Source organism: Pseudoalteromonas sp. SCSIO_11900, assembly GCF_000576475.1.
Classification (GTDB): Bacteria; Pseudomonadota; Gammaproteobacteria; order Enterobacterales; family Alteromonadaceae; genus Pseudoalteromonas; species Pseudoalteromonas tetraodonis.
Window position 1 is genome coordinate 1 of record NZ_KK070023.1, and the last position, 17,290, is coordinate 17,290.

Sequence of the window (17,290 nt, forward strand, 5' to 3'; positions counted from 1 at the left end):
ATCATAAAAATATTCTTAACTGATCTGCATTACGCCACTTTGGGCTCGTTTTTTTGTATTTACTGATAACTGACAGCTGCTTTTTTATTCCGGCTCATACCCCAAGTTAGGCGATAGCCATCTTTCAGCCTCTGCGAGTGTCATATTAGTTCGCTTGGCGTAATCTTCTACCTGATCCTTTTGCACCGCGGCTACGGCGTAGTATTTTGCCTCTGGGTGTGAGAAATACCAGCCCGAAACAGCAGCACCTGGCCACATGGCGTAGGAGCTGGTGAGCTGCATACCAATGCGCTTTTCGGTATCGAGTAGTTGCCAAATTTTCTTTTTCTCGGTGTGCTCTGGGCACGCTGGGTAACCAGGCGCTGGGCGAATACCTTGGTAGTTTTCGCGAATGAGTTCATCGTTAGGCAGGTTTTCATCTGGTGCATATCCCCAATACTCTTTACGCACTTGCTCGTGTAGGTATTCTGCAAAGGCTTCGGCGAGCCTGTCGGCAACTGCTTTAACCATTATTTTATTGTAGTCGTCTTGCTTGGCATCGAACGCATTGGCGAGGTCGTCCTCTTCTAGGCCGCCCGTTACCGCAAACGCACCAAAGTAATCAGGTATGCCTTTTGGCGCAATGTAGTCGGCTAAACAGTAATTAGCAAAGTCGGTTTTTTCGGTTTGCTGGCGTAAATGGCACGAGGTGGCTAACAACTCTTTGCGAGTTTCGTCGGTGTAAATTTCTATATCATCCCCCACGCGGTTTGCAGGGAATAAACCAATGACACCTAAAGGTTGCAAAGCACCTGACTTTTCAAGGTCGTCGAGCATATCGTTAGCGTCTTTAAATAAGCTACGTGCTTGCTCACCAACGACTTCATCGTCCATTATGCGCGGATATTTACCGGCGATTGACCAGGTCATAAAGTACGGCGTCCAGTCTATGTATTTACGTAAAGTCGAAATTGATACATTTTTAAATTCGGTCACACCCAGCTTTTTCGGCACGGGTGGGGTGTAGTTATCCCAATCGAGCTTTGCAGCATTATCGCGGGCGCGCTGTATGGTAACCGGTTTTGAGCGCGGCTTTTTGCGCGCTTGTTGTTCGCGTACTTTGTCGTATTCGGCTTTGGTTTTTTCTAAAAAGGCGGGTTTTAGCTCTTTAGATAACAAGCTCGATACCACGCCCACTGCCCGGCTGGCGTTATTTACATACACCACGCCTTTGTCGTACTGCGGCTCTATTTTTACTGCGGTATGCGCTTTTGAGGTGGTTGCGCCGCCAATCATAAGGGGTAATTCAAAACCTCGGCGGGTCATTTCTTTGGCTACGTGTACCATTTCGTCAAGCGATGGGGTAATTAAGCCAGAAAGGCCTATAATATCGGCTTTTTCGTCGATAGCTGTTTGCAGTATTTTTTCGGCAGGTACCATTACGCCTAAGTCGATTACTTCGTAGTTATTACATTGCAGTACCACGCCTACAATATTTTTACCTATGTCGTGCACGTCACCTTTTACGGTGGCCATAACCACTTTACCATTAGTGGCGCCTTCTTCTTTTTCGGCTTCAATAAATGGGTCTAGGTAGGCCACTGCGCGCTTCATTACACGGGCTGATTTAACAACTTGCGGCAAAAACATTTTACCGGCACCAAATAAATCCCCTACCACGTTCATGCCATCCATCAATGGCCCTTCAATCACGTGAATAGGTTTATCGGCGCCTGCGCGGCACGCTTCCGTGTCTTCATCTATAAAGGTGGTTATACCTTTAACAAGCGCATGCTCTAGGCGCTTTTCAACAGGCCATGTGCGCCATTCTAAATCTTCTACGCGTTCGGCTTGTGCCATGCCTGAATATTTAGGCGCAAGTTCTACAAGGCGCTCGCCCGCACCGGGGTCGGTGTTAAGAATTACATCTTCTACGGCTTTACGAAGTTCTTCGGGGATGTCGTCGTAAACCGCAAGTTGCCCTGCGTTTACTATGCCCATATCCATACCCGCTTTTATCGCGTGGTATAAAAATACCGAGTGAATCGCTTCACGTACGGGGTTATTACCTCTAAACGAAAACGATACATTTGACACCCCGCCCGACACTTTACAGTGCGGTAAGTTTTGCTTAATACGGCGGGTGCCTTCAATAAATTCCACAGCGTAGTTGTCGTGCTCTTCTATACCGGTGGCTACGGCAAATATATTAGGGTCGAATATAATGTCTTCTGGCGGAAAGCCAATTTCGTCGACCAAAATACGGTAGCTGCGCTCACAAATTTCAAACTTACGATCGGCAGTATCGGCTTGGCCGTCGGTATCAAATGCCATTACAACAGCGGCGGCACCAAAGCGTTTAATAATTTTAGCTTGGCGCTTAAATGGCTCTTCGCCCTCTTTAAGTGAAATGGAGTTAACAATGCCCTTGCCTTGAATACATTTAAGTCCTGCCTCTATTACATCCCATTTAGAGGAGTCGACCATTATAGGCACTTTAGATATATCAGGCTCTGATGCAATTAAGTTTAAAAACTTAACCATGGCCGCCTTTGAGTCCAACATGGCTTCGTCCATGTTTATATCAATAACTTGGGCGCCATTTTCTACTTGTTCGCGAGCAACATTAAGGGCGGTCTCGTAGTCTTCTTCCATGATCAAACGTTTAAACATGGCCGAGCCGGTTACGTTGGTACGCTCACCAACATTGGTAAATACTGCAATTTGCTGTGTCATGTTGGCTCCTAGTTTAAGTTACAGGCTTCAAGGCCTGATAAACGCATGCGTACATCAAGCTCTGGTAATGGGCGAGGTTTAACCCCTTCAAGCCCTTTGGCAAAGGCACGAATGTGCGCAGGCGTAGTGCCACAGCAACCACCAACAATATTTATAAAGCCCGATTTACCCCAATCGATAATCTCGGCAGCCATGTCCTCTGCTTCTAGGTCATACTCACCAAACTCATTGGGTAAGCCCGCGTTAGGGTGTACTGAGGTAAATGTTTCGCATACGCGCGAAAGCTCTTCTACGTATTGGCGAAGTAAATCGGGGCCAAGGGCGCAGTTAAGGCCAATCGAAATAGGTTTTATATGGCGAATAGAGTTATAAAATGCCTCAGTTGTTTGCCCCGAAAGCGTTCGCCCTGAGGCATCGGTAATGGTGCCCGAGATCATTACAGGTAATGTGCGCCCTGCTTGCTCAAACGCTTCTTCTACTGCGAATGAGGCTGCTTTTGCATTGAGGGTGTCGAAAATGGTTTCAATAAGTATTAAATCAGCGCCGCCTTCCATTAATGCAAGAGTAGACTCAACATACGCAGTAACCAGCTTATCAAAGGTAATATTACGATAGCCTGGGTCGTTTACATCTGGCGAGATAGAACAGGTTTTAGAGGTTGGCCCTAACACACCGGCTACATAGCGTGGCTTTTCTGGGTTTTTAGCAGTGAACTCGTCACATATTGCGCGTGCTAATTTAGCCGACTCTAGGTTTACCTCACGGCTTATGCTTGCCATGTCGTAATCTTCCATCGAAATGGTGGTCGAGTTAAACGTGTTGGTTTCAATAATATCCGCACCGGCGGCTAAAAAGCTGCGGTGTATATCAGCAATTAACTCGGGCTTGGTAAGGCTTAATAAATCGTTATTGCCTTTTATTAGCACGTGCCAGTCTTTAAAGCGCTCACCGCGGTAGTCTTCTTCTTCAAGCTTGTGAGTTTGGATCATAGTGCCCATTGCACCATCTAAAATTAAAATACGCTGTTTTAGCGCAGCGCTTAATTCGCTTTGCTTATTTTTGTTTGGCACGTTATTCGGCATAGTTGTTAGTCCTCACATCTTGGCTAACTAAATTAATATCATAAGGTGTAGTTTGGTACACGTAGTAATTTAACCAGTTTGAAAACAGTAAAAAGGCGTGGCTTTGCCACGTTTTAGACGGCTTTTTACTTGCATCGTTATCTGGAAAATAGTTTTCGGGTTTTGGCGCGTCTGGGCTTTTTTGTAAATCGCGTTCGTACTCTGCTTTTAATGTGTCGGCATCGTATTCTGGGTGGCCGGTTATAAACACTTGGCTGCCCGACTTATTTTTCATTAAGTAAGCGCCTACTTTTTCAGAGCCTGCCAATACCACTATATCGTCGCAGGCATTAATTTTATTTATATCAATGTGGCCATAACGTGAGTGCGGCACTAAAAAGGTGTCGTCGAAGCCACGAGTAAGTGCTCCGTGATCAAAATAACACTGGTGGGTAAACACGCCACAGAGCTTATCTTTTTTTAAATCACGTTTTAAATTGTAACGATGATACAACGCCGCATGCGCCGCCCAGCATGAGTAAAGTGTGGAGGTAACGTGTTGCTCTGCCCAGTCAATAATCACTTTTAGCTCATCCCAGTAGGCTACATCGCCGTATTCAAGGTGTGCTAGTGGCGCGCCGGTAACAATTAACGCATCGTAGTTATTATCTTTTACCTCAGAGAAATAACGGTAAAAGGTATCTAAGTGCTCTTCTGAGTTGCTACTGCTGCGGTGCGTATCTAAGCGCAATAGCTCTACATTTACTTGCAAAGGAGAATTAGCAAGCAAACGAATAAACTGTACTTCGGTTTCTACTTTATTAGGCATTAAATTTAAAATAGCCAAACGCATTGGGCGAATTTCTTGCGTTTTTGCACGGCTTTTTGGCATTACAAACACATTTTCTTCACGCAAACGGGCAATAGCCGGTAGCTCGTCTTTTACTGTGATTGGCATATTTTACTCCTACTCATAAAAACCGAGAATTTATACGCTCTCATTATGAACAGAATGCTAAAAATATCAACCTCTAGATGTATAGATGTCTAAATGAATTTATTCACCCAGTTTGTACAAATTGAATATGTACTTTAAAACAGCCCCATTCGTTGACTGTTTAACCCCTCAACAACTACAATACAGCATTGAAATTTTTATTATTATTTGAAGGCTTTCCTCCATGGTTTTACCTGATAAGTTTATATTCTCGATGAATCGAGTATCTAAAGTTGTGCCACCTAAGCGCACAATTTTAAAAGATATTTCGTTGCACTTTTTCCCTGGTGCTAAAATTGGTGTACTAGGTTTAAATGGTGCTGGTAAATCTACATTACTTCGCATTATGGCCGGTGTTGACCAAGACTTTGAAGGTGAAGCTCGCCCTCAACCTGGTACTAAAATTGGTTACTTACCGCAAGAGCCAGTACTGGATGAAAGCAAAACAGTACGCGAAATAGTTGAAGAAGCTGTTGGCGAAGTAAAGCATGCCCTTAACCGCCTTGACGAAGTGTACAACGAGTACGCAATGGAAGACGCTGACTTTGACGCCCTAGCAAAAGAGCAAGGCGAGCTTGAAGCGATTATTCAAGCGCACGATGGTCACAACATCGATAACGTTTTAGAGCGCGCTGCCGATGCACTTCGTTTACCTGAGTGGGATGCTAAAATTGAGCACTTATCAGGTGGTGAGCGCCGCCGTGTTGCTATTTGTCGTTTATTACTCGAAAAACCAGATATGCTTATTCTCGATGAACCAACTAACCACTTAGATGCTGAGTCGGTTGCTTGGCTTGAGCGCTTCTTACATGACTACGAAGGCACTGTTGTGGCGGTAACGCATGACCGTTACTTCCTTGATAATGTGGCTGGCTGGATACTAGAGCTTGACCGTGGTGAAGGTATTCCGTGGGAAGGTAACTACTCTTCTTGGCTTGAGCAAAAAGATGCCCGCTTACAACAAGAGCAAAAATCTGAAAAAGCACGTCAAAAATCAATTGCACAAGAACTTGAATGGGTGCGTTCAAACCCTAAAGGTCGTCAAGCTAAGTCAAAAGCGCGTATGGCACAGTTTAGCGAGCTACAGCAGTCTGATTACCAAAAACGTAACGAAACCAACGAATTGTTTATTCCACCTGGCCCACGTTTAGGTGACCAAGTATTAGAAGTAAACAACTTACGTAAAAGCTTTGGCGACCGTGTTTTAATTGATGATTTAAGCTTTAGCATGCCTAAAGGCGCTATTGTGGGTATTATTGGTGCCAATGGCGCGGGTAAATCAACCCTATTTAAAATGCTAAGTGGCGAAGAACAACCAGATAGCGGCAGCATTAGCGTAGGTGAAACTGTAGAGCTTGCAACCGTTGATCAGTTCCGTGGCAACATGGACGAAAGCAAAACTGTATTTGAAGAGATTTCTGACGGCCAAGACGTGCTAAAAATTGGTAACTTTGAGTTCCCAAGCCGTGCTTACGTTAGCCGTTTTAACTTTAAAGGTAACGATCAGCAAAAATTTGTTAAAGACTTATCTGGTGGTGAGCGTAACCGTTTACACCTTGCTAAGCTTTTAAAAGCCGGTGGTAACGTAGTACTACTGGATGAACCAACCAATGACCTTGATGTTGAAACACTTCGCGCCCTTGAGAACGCTATTTTAGAGTTCCCAGGCTGTGTAATGTGTATATCGCATGACCGTTGGTTCCTTGACCGTATTGCAACGCACATTTTAGATTACCGCGACGAAGGCCAAATTAACTTCTTTGATGGTAACTACACTGAGTACGAAGAGTGGCTTAAAAAGACCCTTGGCGCAGAAGCTGCACAGCCTAAGCGTATTAAGTACAAAAAAATTGGCTAACAGCCACCGTTAATAAGTTAAAAGCCCTGCATTTTATGCGGGGCTTTTTTATGCAAGCTATTTTTAGCTTTGAGCAAATTGGCGTGTTAAGCATTACCAGCTATGCTTATTATAAATAATAACTTTATAAGATTATTATGCAAAACCGTCGGCAATTAACATTGATATAAACAGCATTACGCATTTAAAGCGCTTGGTTGAACTAAACCTTGCTGATGAAACATTATTACACCGTGAGCTTGAAACGCTTATTTACCAAACATAAATAGACGCACTGCGTGAAGTTGATTACCATAACCAAAAATAATTAAACGACGCAGATATGAGTTTAAATCCCAATCTACCTTTAGTTTATCATCCTAATTACTCGTTTAGTTTTGATCCCAAACACCGCTTTGTAATGAGTAAATTTGCGCTGTTATACCAGCATGTTAAAACCCTTGGACTTGCTGGCAGCAATATCATAGAGCCACCACATGGTCGTGTTGAAGAGTTAGAAATAGTGCACTGTGAAAACTATATTCACGATTTATGGCATAACCGCCTAGATGAAAAAGCCATGCGCCGTATAGGCCTACCTTGGTCACAAGCACTAATGAATCGCACATTTACCGCACCATTAGGGACACTGCAAACCGCGCGTTTAGCACTTAAAAATGGGCTTGCGTGCCATTTAGCGGGCGGCACTCACCATGCCCATAGTGATTTTGGTTCGGGTTTTTGCATGGTGAACGATTTAGCTTTTACCGCACAAACGTTAATTCAAAACCGTGAAGTAACCAACGTACTGATTTTTGATTTAGATGTTCACCAAGGTGATGGCACGGCAGCCATGCTGGCTCATCAACCTTATGCGTTTACCTGTTCAATACACTGTGAGAAAAACTTCCCGTTTAGAAAGTCCCCTAGCGATTTAGATATTGGTTTAGCCAATAATATGCAAGACGCTGAATACATAGGTATTGTTGACGATACCCTGCAATTTTTATTACACGAGCTTAACCCAGATCTGGTTTTATACGATGCTGGCGTTGATATTTGGCAAGAAGATGGCTTAGGTAAACTGGATATTAGTTGGCAAGGAATAGAAAAGCGCGACCACATAGTGCTTAAACGCTGCCTTGCAAATAACACCCCAGTGGCCACTGTAATTGGCGGTGGTTATGACAGAGATCATCAGCGACTAGCACAGCGCCACGGCATTGTTATTGAGCAAGCGGCTAGTTTTTAATTATATTTTTAACTGACTCGGCGTAATGCCGGTCCAACGCTTAAAAGCTCGGCGAAAATTAGGAATATCATAAAATGCTAATCGCATCGCGACTTGTTCATTGCCTTGCTGGCACACCCCCAGTAAATGCAGTGCTTTAAGTTTATTTTGCTCATCTTGTAATTGCGAATAGCTAACACCATGTTGTTTTAACTTACGTTTAAACGTAGCAGGGCTCATAGCAAAGTGCTCAGCACTGTTAGCAAGGCTGTTGTTTTTATCACGGTAAATGCGCTGGCACACAGCCTCAACAAAAGACTGTGATACATTCTTATTTAACTCACTTTGCGCTATGCACTGCTGCCAGCGCAATGGACTCGACTCTGGGTTTGGGCACTTAAGCAATTGTTTATCAAAATGCCAACGGGTATAGGGTTGTTCAAATCGTACCCGTAAACCTAAATGCTGCTCATACTCTTGAATATGACGCGGGCGTTTACAAGTAAAATCAAAATAACAGTGCGGGTAGTGATCTCTCACTCTTTTTAGTAAGCTCATTAGCGCAGCGCTGTATATTTCAAAACAATAATTTTTTAAAGGCTCGTCCATACCTACATTCGGTTGCAAGTACAGATAGAAATCATTTTGGAAAATATGCTTACGAGTAAAAAATAAGGGGGCAAGCATCGCTTGTATTTTATGTAATTGCTTTAAAGAGGCACCTAGTGTTTAATGCGGATCGTTTAAGTTAATTGAACGATCTTTCAGAGGCTTCATAATAGGCTACAACAAAAGTTGTGGCCTATTTTTATGTCTGAATTTATTAAAGAATTACACCTTACTACTGAGTTTAGCCAAGATCGTGATATTGATTCGTTTACTAAGCATATTCCCCTTGAGTGGATTGAAGCAGCCGTTACTCAAACAGGAAGAGCCTCTGTGCGTAAACGACGTTTCCCCGCCGAGCAAGCTGCTTGGCTTGTATTAGGGATTGGTTTATTAAGAAACCGCTCAATATCTGAAGTCTGTGACAAACTAGAGCTCGCTTTTCCTGACGCTAAAGGAGAGCTTCCACCATTGGCGACTAGCAGTATTATAAAAGGGAAAGAAAAGCTAGGCGCAGCGCCTATGAAACACCTTTTTAAACATACAGCAACGCAGTGGGAGCAGTCGCAAACTTTTGATGACGTGTGTGGTTTAAAGCTGCTCAGCATTGACGGTACACAATTTAAAACTCAAGATACACCGAGTAACCGTCACTTTGGCTATGCTAAATCGACAACAAACTTCCCCTCAGTACTTGCTGTGACCTTGATGTCGACAAGAACGCATTTAATATCCGATGCAGCGTTTGGCCCCATTACTCAAAGTGAAATTCATTATGCTCAACAGCTTGTTGGCTCAGCACCTGAATATTCATTGACGCTATTTGATAGAGGTTTCTTTTCGGCTGAACTATTTACGAGCTGGCAAGGCGTTAGCGAAAATCATCATTGGCTTACGCCCATCAAAAGCAAAATGCGCTATGAAATAACGGAGTCATTTAGCGATTACGACCACTTAATAACAATGCCTATTTCACCACAAGCTAAGAAATCAGCCCCTTACCTAGGTGATACATGGCAAGCAAGGCTTATTCAAATTCCGACACCTAAAGGGGAAATAAAAGGGTTCATCACCTCATGCGTCTGTCCAGAAAAGTACCCGCTGAAAGCGCTACTCGATGTGTATTGGCAACGATGGGAAATAGAGCGAGGCTATGGTGAGCTCAAGCAGTATCAACTATCAAATAAACCAGCATTACGGAGCCTGAAACAGGAAGGTATTTATCAAGAGCTCTGGGGTATTCTGACATCATATAATATCGTGAGACTTGAAATGGCAGAGATGGCTAAAGCCCATAAAGTTGAGCCATTACGCATCAGTTTTATTAACGCATTATATCTCATACAAGACGAGTTTTTATGGTGTTCAGGTCGAAGCCCAGGGACAATCCCTAAAAAGCTAAAAGAACTACGTGAAAACGGTAAACGGCTAATATTACCGGAGAAAAGAAAGCGAAAAGCTTATCCGCGAGCGGTGCTGGCAAAGACACAAAAATATCCGGTTAGATATAAACGAAAAAACACCACTCGTTCTTAAACGAGTGGTGTTACACCTAGTGTGGGGCCTAAACGCACACTTTGCACCGCAGGGCTAACATCATTAACCAATTGATGACCCAGTAAAAAACCACTGTCGTTACTCTTCATTAAGGTTTTAAACTGGCTAATTAATGCCAATAACTGCAATAAACTAAAGCGCTGTGATAGATCATATAAATCTTGCTCAAAAATACCCGTACCACGCAGCAATTTATGCAGCGGGATCCCTCGTCCTTGAGCAAGCTCCACCAGCGCAGTGATCATTCCCTCCGCGCTGAGGTATTTATCATCTAGGCTAATATACTGCTGCACCTACAAGGGCCTTTTCTTTTTGTAATTGTTGATGTAACTGACTGGTTTGCTGCACTGGATCTTGCGCTAAATCCATTGCCATGGTGGCGGTTAAAATATGCTGAAACTGTGCGCCTTTGCTTTTTGCGACTTTAAACGCACAATGGTTAAGCGCCGCTTTCATTTGCGCTAGTAATTCTTTGGCTTGGCTTTGGCTGGTATTCGGCATAAGCACAATAAAACAATCGCCAGCATAGCGACAAAGCACATCATTCAAACGGCAATTCATTACTAGTAAATCACTAATTTCTCTTAGTAACCTATCACCTTCACTAAAACCAAACTGCGCATTAAACTTTGCAAAATCACGAATATCAATAACACCTAAAGTGGCGGATTGCTGCTCTGTTTGGCGTTGCTGCATCAGTGAATGTAAGTAGTTAACTCGGTATAACCCTGTTACCGGACAGACTTTTTCATGTTCGCGAAGATGCGCTTCACGACGACGCAATTGACGATTTAAAACAAATTGCTCTGATGCCAATAATAAAGCCCTGCGCTGGTAAGCGACATACCAAACGGCGCTGGTAGTGACTCAAACCAGGTGAGCCATAATTGTGAAGGTTGCTTTAACCACTCATCGAGTAAATCGAGTGTGGCTGGGCAGCTAAATGAACTCACTCGTATTAGTCCGCCTCAAGCTCAGCCTAATGCAGTGTGTTTATTTAAAAACAGCAATACCGAGACTGTATCAGCGTTTGTGCCAGATGTTCGCGGCCTGATCAGCGAAACGGTTATATATGATTTAGCCACTAACCAAGCTAAAAATATCGCAGTACGTGAGTTCTCTGCAGTCACAGAGGCTTCAGGTTGTGCAGTAAATGACGACACAAAAACCCTGTATGTGGGTGAGGCAAAGTTAGGTGTGTGGGCCATTAACGCGGATGCAGAATCTGATGCCAATAAGCAGCCTGTGGCTTTGGTACAACCCTACGGCGAATTAAACAGTGAAATTGGGGCCCTATCGGTATCACAAGACGGTACATTATGGCTCAGTGCCACTGATGGTAATGTGGTTTATGCTTACCAAGCTCAAACAGACAAGCTAAGCCAATGGTCACTGGCAGGTGAGCCCACAATAGAGTCTGTTGCAGCGAGCTTTATCAATGACAGCCAAGCCCAGCTGGTTTTAATTGATGATGAAACAGGCGCTTACATTCAAGCAAACATTAACTACACAGCGCAAACAGCGACTTCACAAAACAATGTCGCGATGACTCACCTTCATGCCAGCGCACAAACAACACCGGTTGCAGCATTTGGTGATGCAGCAGATGATCCGGCTATTTGGATAAATGAGCAAGACGCTAAAAACAGCTTAATTTTAGGCACTGATAAACGTCGCGGCTTGATGGTTTATGACCTTGCTGGCAACAAAGTACAATCGCTAAATATAGGGCGTTTAAATAATGTTGATGTGCGTCAACATCAAGGTATAAACAACGAAACTCACACTTGGATCACAGCCAGTAACCGTACTCTTAATAGCATTAGCGTATTTACTGTCGATAGTGATAACCAAGTAAACCATGTAACAGAAATAGCGACTAACCTACCTGAGGTTTACGGTATGTGTATGTATTCCTCTGAGTCTGGCTATTACGTGTTTGTTAATGATAAATCAGGTTTATTTCAGCAGTATAAACTCACCGGTGAGCAAAGTAATTTAAGTGGTGAACTGGTTAGAGAGTTTACTCTACCAAGCCAACCTGAAGGCTGTAGTGCTGATGATAATCTAGGCCAACTATTTGCAGGTGAAGAAGATGCAGGCATTTGGTATATCGGTGCAGAGCCTACCGCTGGTAACAAAGCAGTAAAGCTACAAAGTGTTAATGAGCAACTGGTGGCAGATGTTGAAGGTATGGAAATTTATTATGCTAATGATGCTCGCTATTTAGTAGTATCAAGCCAAGGCGATAATAGCTATGTGCTTTATAAAATCTCAGATGACAAAGAGCCGAGTCTAAGCTTTGCAGGTAAGTTTAATGTAATTGCAAACCTAGATAAAGGCATTGATGGCGTAGGTGAAACTGACGGTTTAACCGTTACAGCAACGGCTTTGCCAGGTTACCCCGAAGGCATGCTTATAGTACAAGATGGCTACAATCGCATGCCTCTACAACCACAAAACTTTAAAATTATTGACTGGCGCGAAGTGAAAAAAGCAATTAGATAATAGCTAACCCAAAATGTACTGATACACACTAAAGCTTTAGTGTGTATCACGTTTAAGCTTTACTAAAATATGAATGAAGATAATTATGTATAAATGTATACTACACTTTATATCTATAAATTAATTGAGGTTATTATGCGGCTACCCTACTTCGTATATTTATTTATCAGCATTATATTTTGTACCAGCTCGCTTGTTAATGCCGAAGAGCCACCAGAACTTCCGCCATTGAACCCCAAGTATGAAGCAGAGCATGCTATGGTGTTGGTTAATAAAGGTTCAAGTGTATACGCGATTAACATTCCAAGCTTTGAGCTTCCTTATGATGTGCATGTTATGTACAAGGTAGATGTATCTGATATTCCATTTTTAAATTTAGTACGCGATGCTGAGTTAGTTACAGTAAAACCAAAGCCGTTTAATATTCAACGCTTAATGCGAGGCGAAGAAGTCGCGATTACCGCAGATGTGTATCTTGGAGATTTTAGACAAGGAGGTAGCTTAGTTTATAGTGATAAATTAATAGAGCTTAGCGAGCAGTTATTTACTCGTGAGCTAACTGATTTAAGCCCAGCCTCAAAATGGCAACAGTACGATATGGTTACGCTAAAAAATAACGAGCGTATTTATATTCACCAAATAACTCAGCCACCAAGCTATCATCATATAATGTTTGTTAATTTAAGTGGTGCCTGTTTACAAAAGTTTCGCACCTCAACTGAAGTGCCCTCTGCTGATGAGCTCAATTATAAGTTTATAAATTGTGGCACATTGAAACCCATGTTTTATGATGCTGAAAGCTTAAGTAAATAATTTAGCTTTGTTTTAGGGACGAAAAAAGGCTCCTCGCAATGCTCAGAGCCTTTGGTTAACTTTGGGAATTAACTCGGTTCACTGATCAGATAAGATCAGTTTAGCGCCACTAATTGTGGCGCAATTGTTTGATAATCTACCGCCATCGCAATACTCAAAGCGGTAATATTAATAATAGAAAACGCAAACACTTGGCGTGCCCAACGGGTAGTATCTATGTTGTAGCGGTATCCTCTAAGTGCCATGAGTAACCACCAAAAACTCGTAATACAGGCAACGGCCATAAAGGCAGCACCGGTATAACCACTAATTGGCAATAGCATCACCACTAAAGCATATACCGCAATATAAAGCACAATATGGCGCTTAGCTTTATTAACCCCTTGCGCCACGGGCAATACTGGAATATTAGCGGCTTGGTAATCTTTAAAGCGAAAAATAGCAATCGCATATGAGTGCGGCATTTGCCACAAACTAAACATCACCAGCAGTATTAATGCACCCATATCGAACACACCCGTAACGGCGCAATAGCCAACAACAGGAGGAACTGCGCCCGACAGACTACCAATAAAGGTGCCGTAAACAGAGTTGCGTTTCATGTAGAGGCTGTACACGCCGACATAAATCACATAGCCAAAGGCGGCAAAAAATACCGCTGCTTGAGTGGTAAAGCCGATTAATAAGCCAAAGCCAATTAGCCCTAATAACACGCCATGGCTTAAAGCGGCTTTTGCAGACATTTCGCCCGTTACAGTTACACGTGAGCGAGTACGCGCCATAGCAACATCAATGTCTCTATCTATAACATTGTTTATGGCACATCCCGATGCAACAACAAGCGATAAACCAACCAAGGTAACCAACATTAACCATGGGTCTATATCACCGCGGGCGGCAAGTAAAAAACCACCGGCAACGCTGATCAAATTCCCCATAATAATACCTGGCTTAGTAACAGCTAAATAACGGCGAAACATCTGAAACCTCTAATACATCATCATTGCGTTTGATTCATAAATGATCCAAACAGACAGTCCAACCACCATGACGATGATCAACGCGCTAAACAAGAAGGTAAAGGTATTCGCTTTGCCTTCATCAGTGGTGAAATTAAGGTGTAAAAAGTATTTTAAATGCACCCAAATTTGCACGATTGCAAAAGTAACGATACTCCAAAGCGTCATGACTTTTGAAAAATCGCCCTCCATCACCATCCAAAATGGAATGGCCGTTAAAATCACTGACAATACAAAACCAATAAGATAGGTTTTTACACTGCCGTGTGACTGATCATGATGTTGGCTTTGCATTTGCGCTAAAGCATGCGTTTCGCTATGGCTCATTACATTGCTCCCATTAAATAAACAACAGTAAATACACAAATCCACACAATATCTAAAAAGTGCCAAAATAAGCTTAAGCAACTTAAGCGCGTGACGGTTTGTTTACCTAAACCGCGCTTGATCACTTCAATCATCATTATGCTCATCCAAATAAGGCCTGCAGTTACATGTAAACCATGCAAACCCACTAATGAGAAAAACGAGGTTAAAAAAGCACTTTGCTGTGGGCCATTGCCATGAACAATTAAATGATGAAACTCATAAATTTCCATACCAATAAACACCGCGCCTAAACAAAAAGTGACCGCGAGCCAACCAAGCGTCAGCGCCTTTTTTTTCCCCTGAGCGGCAATCATGGCAAAACCAAAAGTAATACTACTTATAAGTAGCGCCGCAGTTTCTACGGCAACAAAATCAAGCTCAAAAATATCTTTGCCCGATACACCACCTGCGGTGTTCATATAAAGCACTGCGTAGGTTGCAAAAAATGAGGCAAATAAAAGGCAATCGGTCATTAAATAAAGCCAAAAGCCAAAGATTGTATCGCCAGAGGTATCGTGATGCTCATGCGTATGACTTACGCTATGAGGCTCTAAATTTACATGGCCTTGAGTTGCAGATAACGTACTCATGCGCTTACCTCCTTCGTATTACTGGCAATATGCGCGCCTTCAATTTGTAATATTTCATCGTTTTGCACGTAGTAATCTACATCGCTGGTGTAAGCGCGGTTAATAAATAGCGCAATTGCACCAATAAAACCAAGCCCTGCTAGCCACCAAATATGCCAGATCATGGCAAAACAAAACGCCGTTAAACTCGCTGCAATAAGCACACCCGATGCCGTATTTTTTGGCATATGAATTGGGCTATAGCTAGATTTACCTTGATAAGCTAGGCCTTTTTCTTTCATATCAGTCCATGCATCAATATCATCAACATGCGGGATTTCAGCAAAGTTATAGTATTGCGGTGGTGATGACGTTGACCATTCAAGCGTATGGCCGTTCCAAGGATCACCGGTCGTATCATCAAGCGCTTCGCGGTTTTTAAAGCTCACATAAAGCTGAATAACTTGGCAAATAATACCGAACATAATAATCACGGCACCCACTGCAGCAATATAAAGCCAGATATTCCAATCAGGATTATTAGAGTGATTTAAGCGACGTGTCATACCTAAAAAGCCGAGTACATACAATGGCATAAAGGCTACGAAGAAACCGATTAACCAACACCAAAATGATGCTTTACCCCAACGCTCATCGAGCTTAAAGCCCATTGCTTTTGGAAACCAAAAAACAAAGCCAGCTAAGTAGCCAAATACTGCGCCACCAATAATGGTGTTATGAAAATGAGCGATTAAGAATAAGCTGTTATGCAATACATAATCGGCACCAGGGATTGCTAGTAATACCCCCGTCATACCACCAATACTGAAGGTAACCATAAAACCAAGCGTCCACAGTACGGGCACTGTAATGCGCAAACGGCCACGGTAAATAGTAAACAACCAACTAAATAACTTAACCCCAGTAGGCACAGCTATGACCATGGTCATTACTCCAAAAAAGGCATTTACATTGGCACTTGAACCCATAGTAAAGAAGTGGTGTAACCATACAATAAAGCCAAGAATAGAAATGGCACCGCTTGCATACACCATCGATTTATAACCAAATAAACGTTTACCAGTGAAGGTCGACACTATTTCAGAGAAGATACCAAAAGCTGGTAATACTAAAATGTATACCTCTGGGTGGCCCCATGCCCAAAACAGGTTTATATACATCATGGCGTTACCGCCTGCTTCATTAGTGAAGAAGTGGAAATCTAAATAACGGTCTAGCGTTAGCATGGCGAGCACTGCGGTTAAAATTGGAAATGATGCTGCAATTAAGATATTTGCCCACGTACATGCCCAAGTGAAAATTGGCATTTTCATCAGAGTCATACCAGGAGCACGCATTTTAAATACTGTCACTAGAAAGTTAACAGCGGTTAATAGCGTACCGAGCCCCGATATTTGCAAGGCCCAAATATAATAATCGACCCCCACCCCAGGGCTAAAGGTCAACTCCGACAACGGTGGGTAAGCAACCCAGCCTGTTTTAGCAAATTCACCAAATATAAGTGATAAATTTATTAAAATGGCGCCACTAGCGGTAAACCAAAAACTTAAATTATTTAAAAATGGAAAAGCCACATCTCGGGCACCAATTTGCAGTGGTACAACAATATTCATTAAACCAATCATAAATGGCATCGCCATAAAGATGATCATAATAACGCCATGAGCGGTGAATATTTGATCGTAATGCTCTGGCGGCAGATAGCCTGGCGCACCACTGGTAGCAAGCGCTAACTGTGCACGCATCATAATGGCATCAGAAAAACCACGAAACAGCATGATTAGTGCTAATAAAATGTACATAACGCCTAAGCGTTTATGATCAACCGAGGTGATCCAGTCACGCCAAAGCACACCCCATTTTTTATATTTTGTTATTAGCCCAGCTATAATAAGCCCGACAACAACAATCACCGCCATAGTAACCATGATAATAGGTTCATGAAACGGAATTGCATCTATAGATAATTTACCTAAAAACGACATGA

Annotated in this window: 16 protein-coding genes and 2 pseudogenes; 6 read left to right on the forward strand and 12 right to left on the reverse strand. The window is 42.7% G+C overall.

Annotated elements, in window-relative coordinates:
• Positions 1–84 precede the first annotated feature (84 nt).
• Genes metH through BG00_RS00015 form a run of 3 tightly spaced genes read right to left on the reverse strand, consistent with a single transcriptional unit; the run spans position 85 to position 4,734 of the window.
• Positions 85–2,715 (reverse strand): methionine synthase, encoded by a 2,631-nt coding sequence (gene metH / locus BG00_RS00005; RefSeq protein ID WP_036979626.1) that lies wholly within the window; start codon positions 2,713–2,715, stop codon positions 85–87.
• 8 nt (positions 2,716–2,723) lie between these two features.
• Entirely contained in the window at positions 2,724–3,797 is a 1,074-nt protein-coding gene (locus BG00_RS00010) for a homocysteine S-methyltransferase family protein (RefSeq protein ID WP_036979629.1), read from the reverse strand.
• Positions 3,787–4,734 (reverse strand): homoserine O-succinyltransferase, encoded by a 948-nt coding sequence (locus tag BG00_RS00015; protein WP_036979631.1) that lies wholly within the window; start codon positions 4,732–4,734, stop codon positions 3,787–3,789. The genes BG00_RS00010 and BG00_RS00015 overlap by 11 nt, the downstream gene beginning before the upstream one ends.
• A gap of 223 nt (positions 4,735–4,957) precedes the next feature.
• On the opposite strand from BG00_RS00015, the gene ettA reads away from it, so the two are divergent.
• From ettA to BG00_RS00025, 3 genes and pseudogenes are all read left to right on the forward strand, one after another.
• Positions 4,958–6,631: an energy-dependent translational throttle protein EttA gene (ettA, locus tag BG00_RS00020; RefSeq protein WP_036979634.1), complete on the forward strand. Its 1,674-nt coding sequence runs from the start codon at positions 4,958–4,960 to the stop codon at positions 6,629–6,631.
• 157 nt (positions 6,632–6,788) lie between these two features.
• Positions 6,789–6,896: pseudogene (locus BG00_RS17900) on the forward strand (PilZ domain-containing protein); the annotation flags it as partial.
• Positions 6,897–6,953: 57 nt separating this feature from the next.
• Positions 6,954–7,862 (forward strand): histone deacetylase family protein, encoded by a 909-nt coding sequence (locus BG00_RS00025; protein WP_036979636.1) that lies wholly within the window; start codon positions 6,954–6,956, stop codon positions 7,860–7,862.
• On the opposite strand, the gene BG00_RS18375 is transcribed toward BG00_RS00025, so the two are convergent.
• Together BG00_RS18375 and BG00_RS18380 are read right to left on the reverse strand one after the other, a co-directional pair.
• Complete coding sequence (locus tag BG00_RS18375) at positions 7,863–8,144, reverse strand: helix-turn-helix domain-containing protein (protein ID WP_301336083.1); 282 nt, start codon at positions 8,142–8,144, stop codon at positions 7,863–7,865.
• Between the two features lie 96 nt (positions 8,145–8,240).
• Positions 8,241–8,558 (reverse strand): annotated as a pseudogene (locus tag BG00_RS18380) (AraC family transcriptional regulator ligand-binding domain-containing protein); the annotation flags it as partial.
• A gap of 93 nt (positions 8,559–8,651) precedes the next feature.
• Between BG00_RS18380 and BG00_RS00035 the strand changes: the two are divergent.
• Positions 8,652–9,983, forward strand: a complete 1,332-nt coding sequence (locus BG00_RS00035; RefSeq protein WP_036979639.1) for an IS4 family transposase — start codon at positions 8,652–8,654, stop codon at positions 9,981–9,983.
• Here the strand turns inward: BG00_RS00035 and BG00_RS00040 are convergent.
• Genes BG00_RS00040 through BG00_RS17905 form a run of 3 tightly spaced genes read right to left on the reverse strand, consistent with a single transcriptional unit; the run spans position 9,980 to position 10,957 of the window.
• Positions 9,980–10,297 carry a hypothetical protein gene (locus tag BG00_RS00040; RefSeq protein ID WP_036979641.1) on the reverse strand — a complete coding sequence of 106 codons (318 nt, stop codon included), beginning with the start codon at positions 10,295–10,297 and terminating at the stop codon, positions 9,980–9,982. The genes BG00_RS00035 and BG00_RS00040 overlap by 4 nt on opposite strands.
• Positions 10,281–10,820 carry a GGDEF domain-containing protein gene (locus BG00_RS00045; protein ID WP_253861340.1) on the reverse strand — a complete coding sequence of 180 codons (540 nt, stop codon included), beginning with the start codon at positions 10,818–10,820 and terminating at the stop codon, positions 10,281–10,283. The genes BG00_RS00040 and BG00_RS00045 overlap by 17 nt, the downstream gene beginning before the upstream one ends.
• Positions 10,796–10,957, reverse strand: a complete 162-nt coding sequence (locus tag BG00_RS17905) for a hypothetical protein (RefSeq protein WP_253861341.1) — start codon at positions 10,955–10,957, stop codon at positions 10,796–10,798. The genes BG00_RS00045 and BG00_RS17905 overlap by 25 nt, the downstream gene beginning before the upstream one ends.
• Here BG00_RS17905 and BG00_RS00050 point away from each other — a divergent pair.
• Complete coding sequence (locus tag BG00_RS00050; protein ID WP_253861342.1) at positions 10,932–12,512, forward strand: phytase; 1,581 nt, start codon at positions 10,932–10,934, stop codon at positions 12,510–12,512. The two genes, BG00_RS17905 and BG00_RS00050, sit on opposite strands and share 26 nt — an antisense overlap.
• Before the next feature lie 135 nt (positions 12,513–12,647).
• Positions 12,648–13,325 (forward strand): hypothetical protein, encoded by a 678-nt coding sequence (locus tag BG00_RS00055; protein WP_036983297.1) that lies wholly within the window; start codon positions 12,648–12,650, stop codon positions 13,323–13,325.
• A gap of 95 nt (positions 13,326–13,420) precedes the next feature.
• Here BG00_RS00055 and cyoE read toward each other — a convergent pair whose 3' ends face one another.
• Genes cyoE through cyoB form a run of 4 tightly spaced genes read right to left on the reverse strand, consistent with a single transcriptional unit; the run spans position 13,421 to position 17,288 of the window.
• Entirely contained in the window at positions 13,421–14,305 is an 885-nt protein-coding gene (cyoE, locus tag BG00_RS00060) for a heme o synthase (RefSeq protein WP_036979644.1), read from the reverse strand.
• Positions 14,306–14,314: 9 nt separating this feature from the next.
• Positions 14,315–14,671, reverse strand: a complete 357-nt coding sequence (gene cyoD, locus BG00_RS00065; RefSeq protein WP_036979647.1) for a cytochrome o ubiquinol oxidase subunit IV — start codon at positions 14,669–14,671, stop codon at positions 14,315–14,317.
• Positions 14,671–15,303, reverse strand: a complete 633-nt coding sequence (cyoC, locus tag BG00_RS00070) for a cytochrome o ubiquinol oxidase subunit III (RefSeq protein WP_036979649.1) — start codon at positions 15,301–15,303, stop codon at positions 14,671–14,673. The genes cyoD and cyoC overlap by 1 nt, the downstream gene beginning before the upstream one ends.
• The gene (gene cyoB / locus BG00_RS00075) at positions 15,300–17,288 is read right to left on the reverse strand and encodes a cytochrome o ubiquinol oxidase subunit I (RefSeq protein WP_036979652.1); all 1,989 of its coding nucleotides are present in this window, start codon (positions 17,286–17,288) and stop codon (positions 15,300–15,302) included. The genes cyoC and cyoB overlap by 4 nt, the downstream gene beginning before the upstream one ends.
• Positions 17,289–17,290 lie beyond the last annotated feature (2 nt).

What these genes read in the sequence shown, in the direction of transcription:
- ettA (WP_036979634.1), top strand. Translation starts at nt 4,958, where the DNA reads ATGGTTTTACCTGATAAGTTTATATTCTCGATGAATCGAGTATCTAAA.
- cyoC (WP_036979649.1), bottom strand. Translation starts at nt 15,303, where the DNA reads ATGAGTACGTTATCTGCAACTCAAGGCCATGTAAATTTAGAGCCTCAT.
- cyoE (WP_036979644.1), bottom strand. Translation starts at nt 14,305, where the DNA reads ATGTTTCGCCGTTATTTAGCTGTTACTAAGCCAGGTATTATTATGGGG.
- BG00_RS00035 (WP_036979639.1), top strand. Translation starts at nt 8,652, where the DNA reads ATGTCTGAATTTATTAAAGAATTACACCTTACTACTGAGTTTAGCCAA.
- BG00_RS00015 (WP_036979631.1), bottom strand. Translation starts at nt 4,734, where the DNA reads ATGCCAATCACAGTAAAAGACGAGCTACCGGCTATTGCCCGTTTGCGT.
- BG00_RS00010 (WP_036979629.1), bottom strand. Translation starts at nt 3,797, where the DNA reads ATGCCGAATAACGTGCCAAACAAAAATAAGCAAAGCGAATTAAGCGCT.
- cyoB (WP_036979652.1), bottom strand. Translation starts at nt 17,288, where the DNA reads ATGTCGTTTTTAGGTAAATTATCTATAGATGCAATTCCGTTTCATGAA.
- cyoD (WP_036979647.1), bottom strand. Translation starts at nt 14,671, where the DNA reads ATGAGCCATAGCGAAACGCATGCTTTAGCGCAAATGCAAAGCCAACAT.
- BG00_RS00055 (WP_036983297.1), top strand. Translation starts at nt 12,648, where the DNA reads ATGCGGCTACCCTACTTCGTATATTTATTTATCAGCATTATATTTTGT.
- BG00_RS00025 (WP_036979636.1), top strand. Translation starts at nt 6,954, where the DNA reads ATGAGTTTAAATCCCAATCTACCTTTAGTTTATCATCCTAATTACTCG.
- metH (WP_036979626.1), bottom strand. Translation starts at nt 2,715, where the DNA reads ATGACACAGCAAATTGCAGTATTTACCAATGTTGGTGAGCGTACCAAC.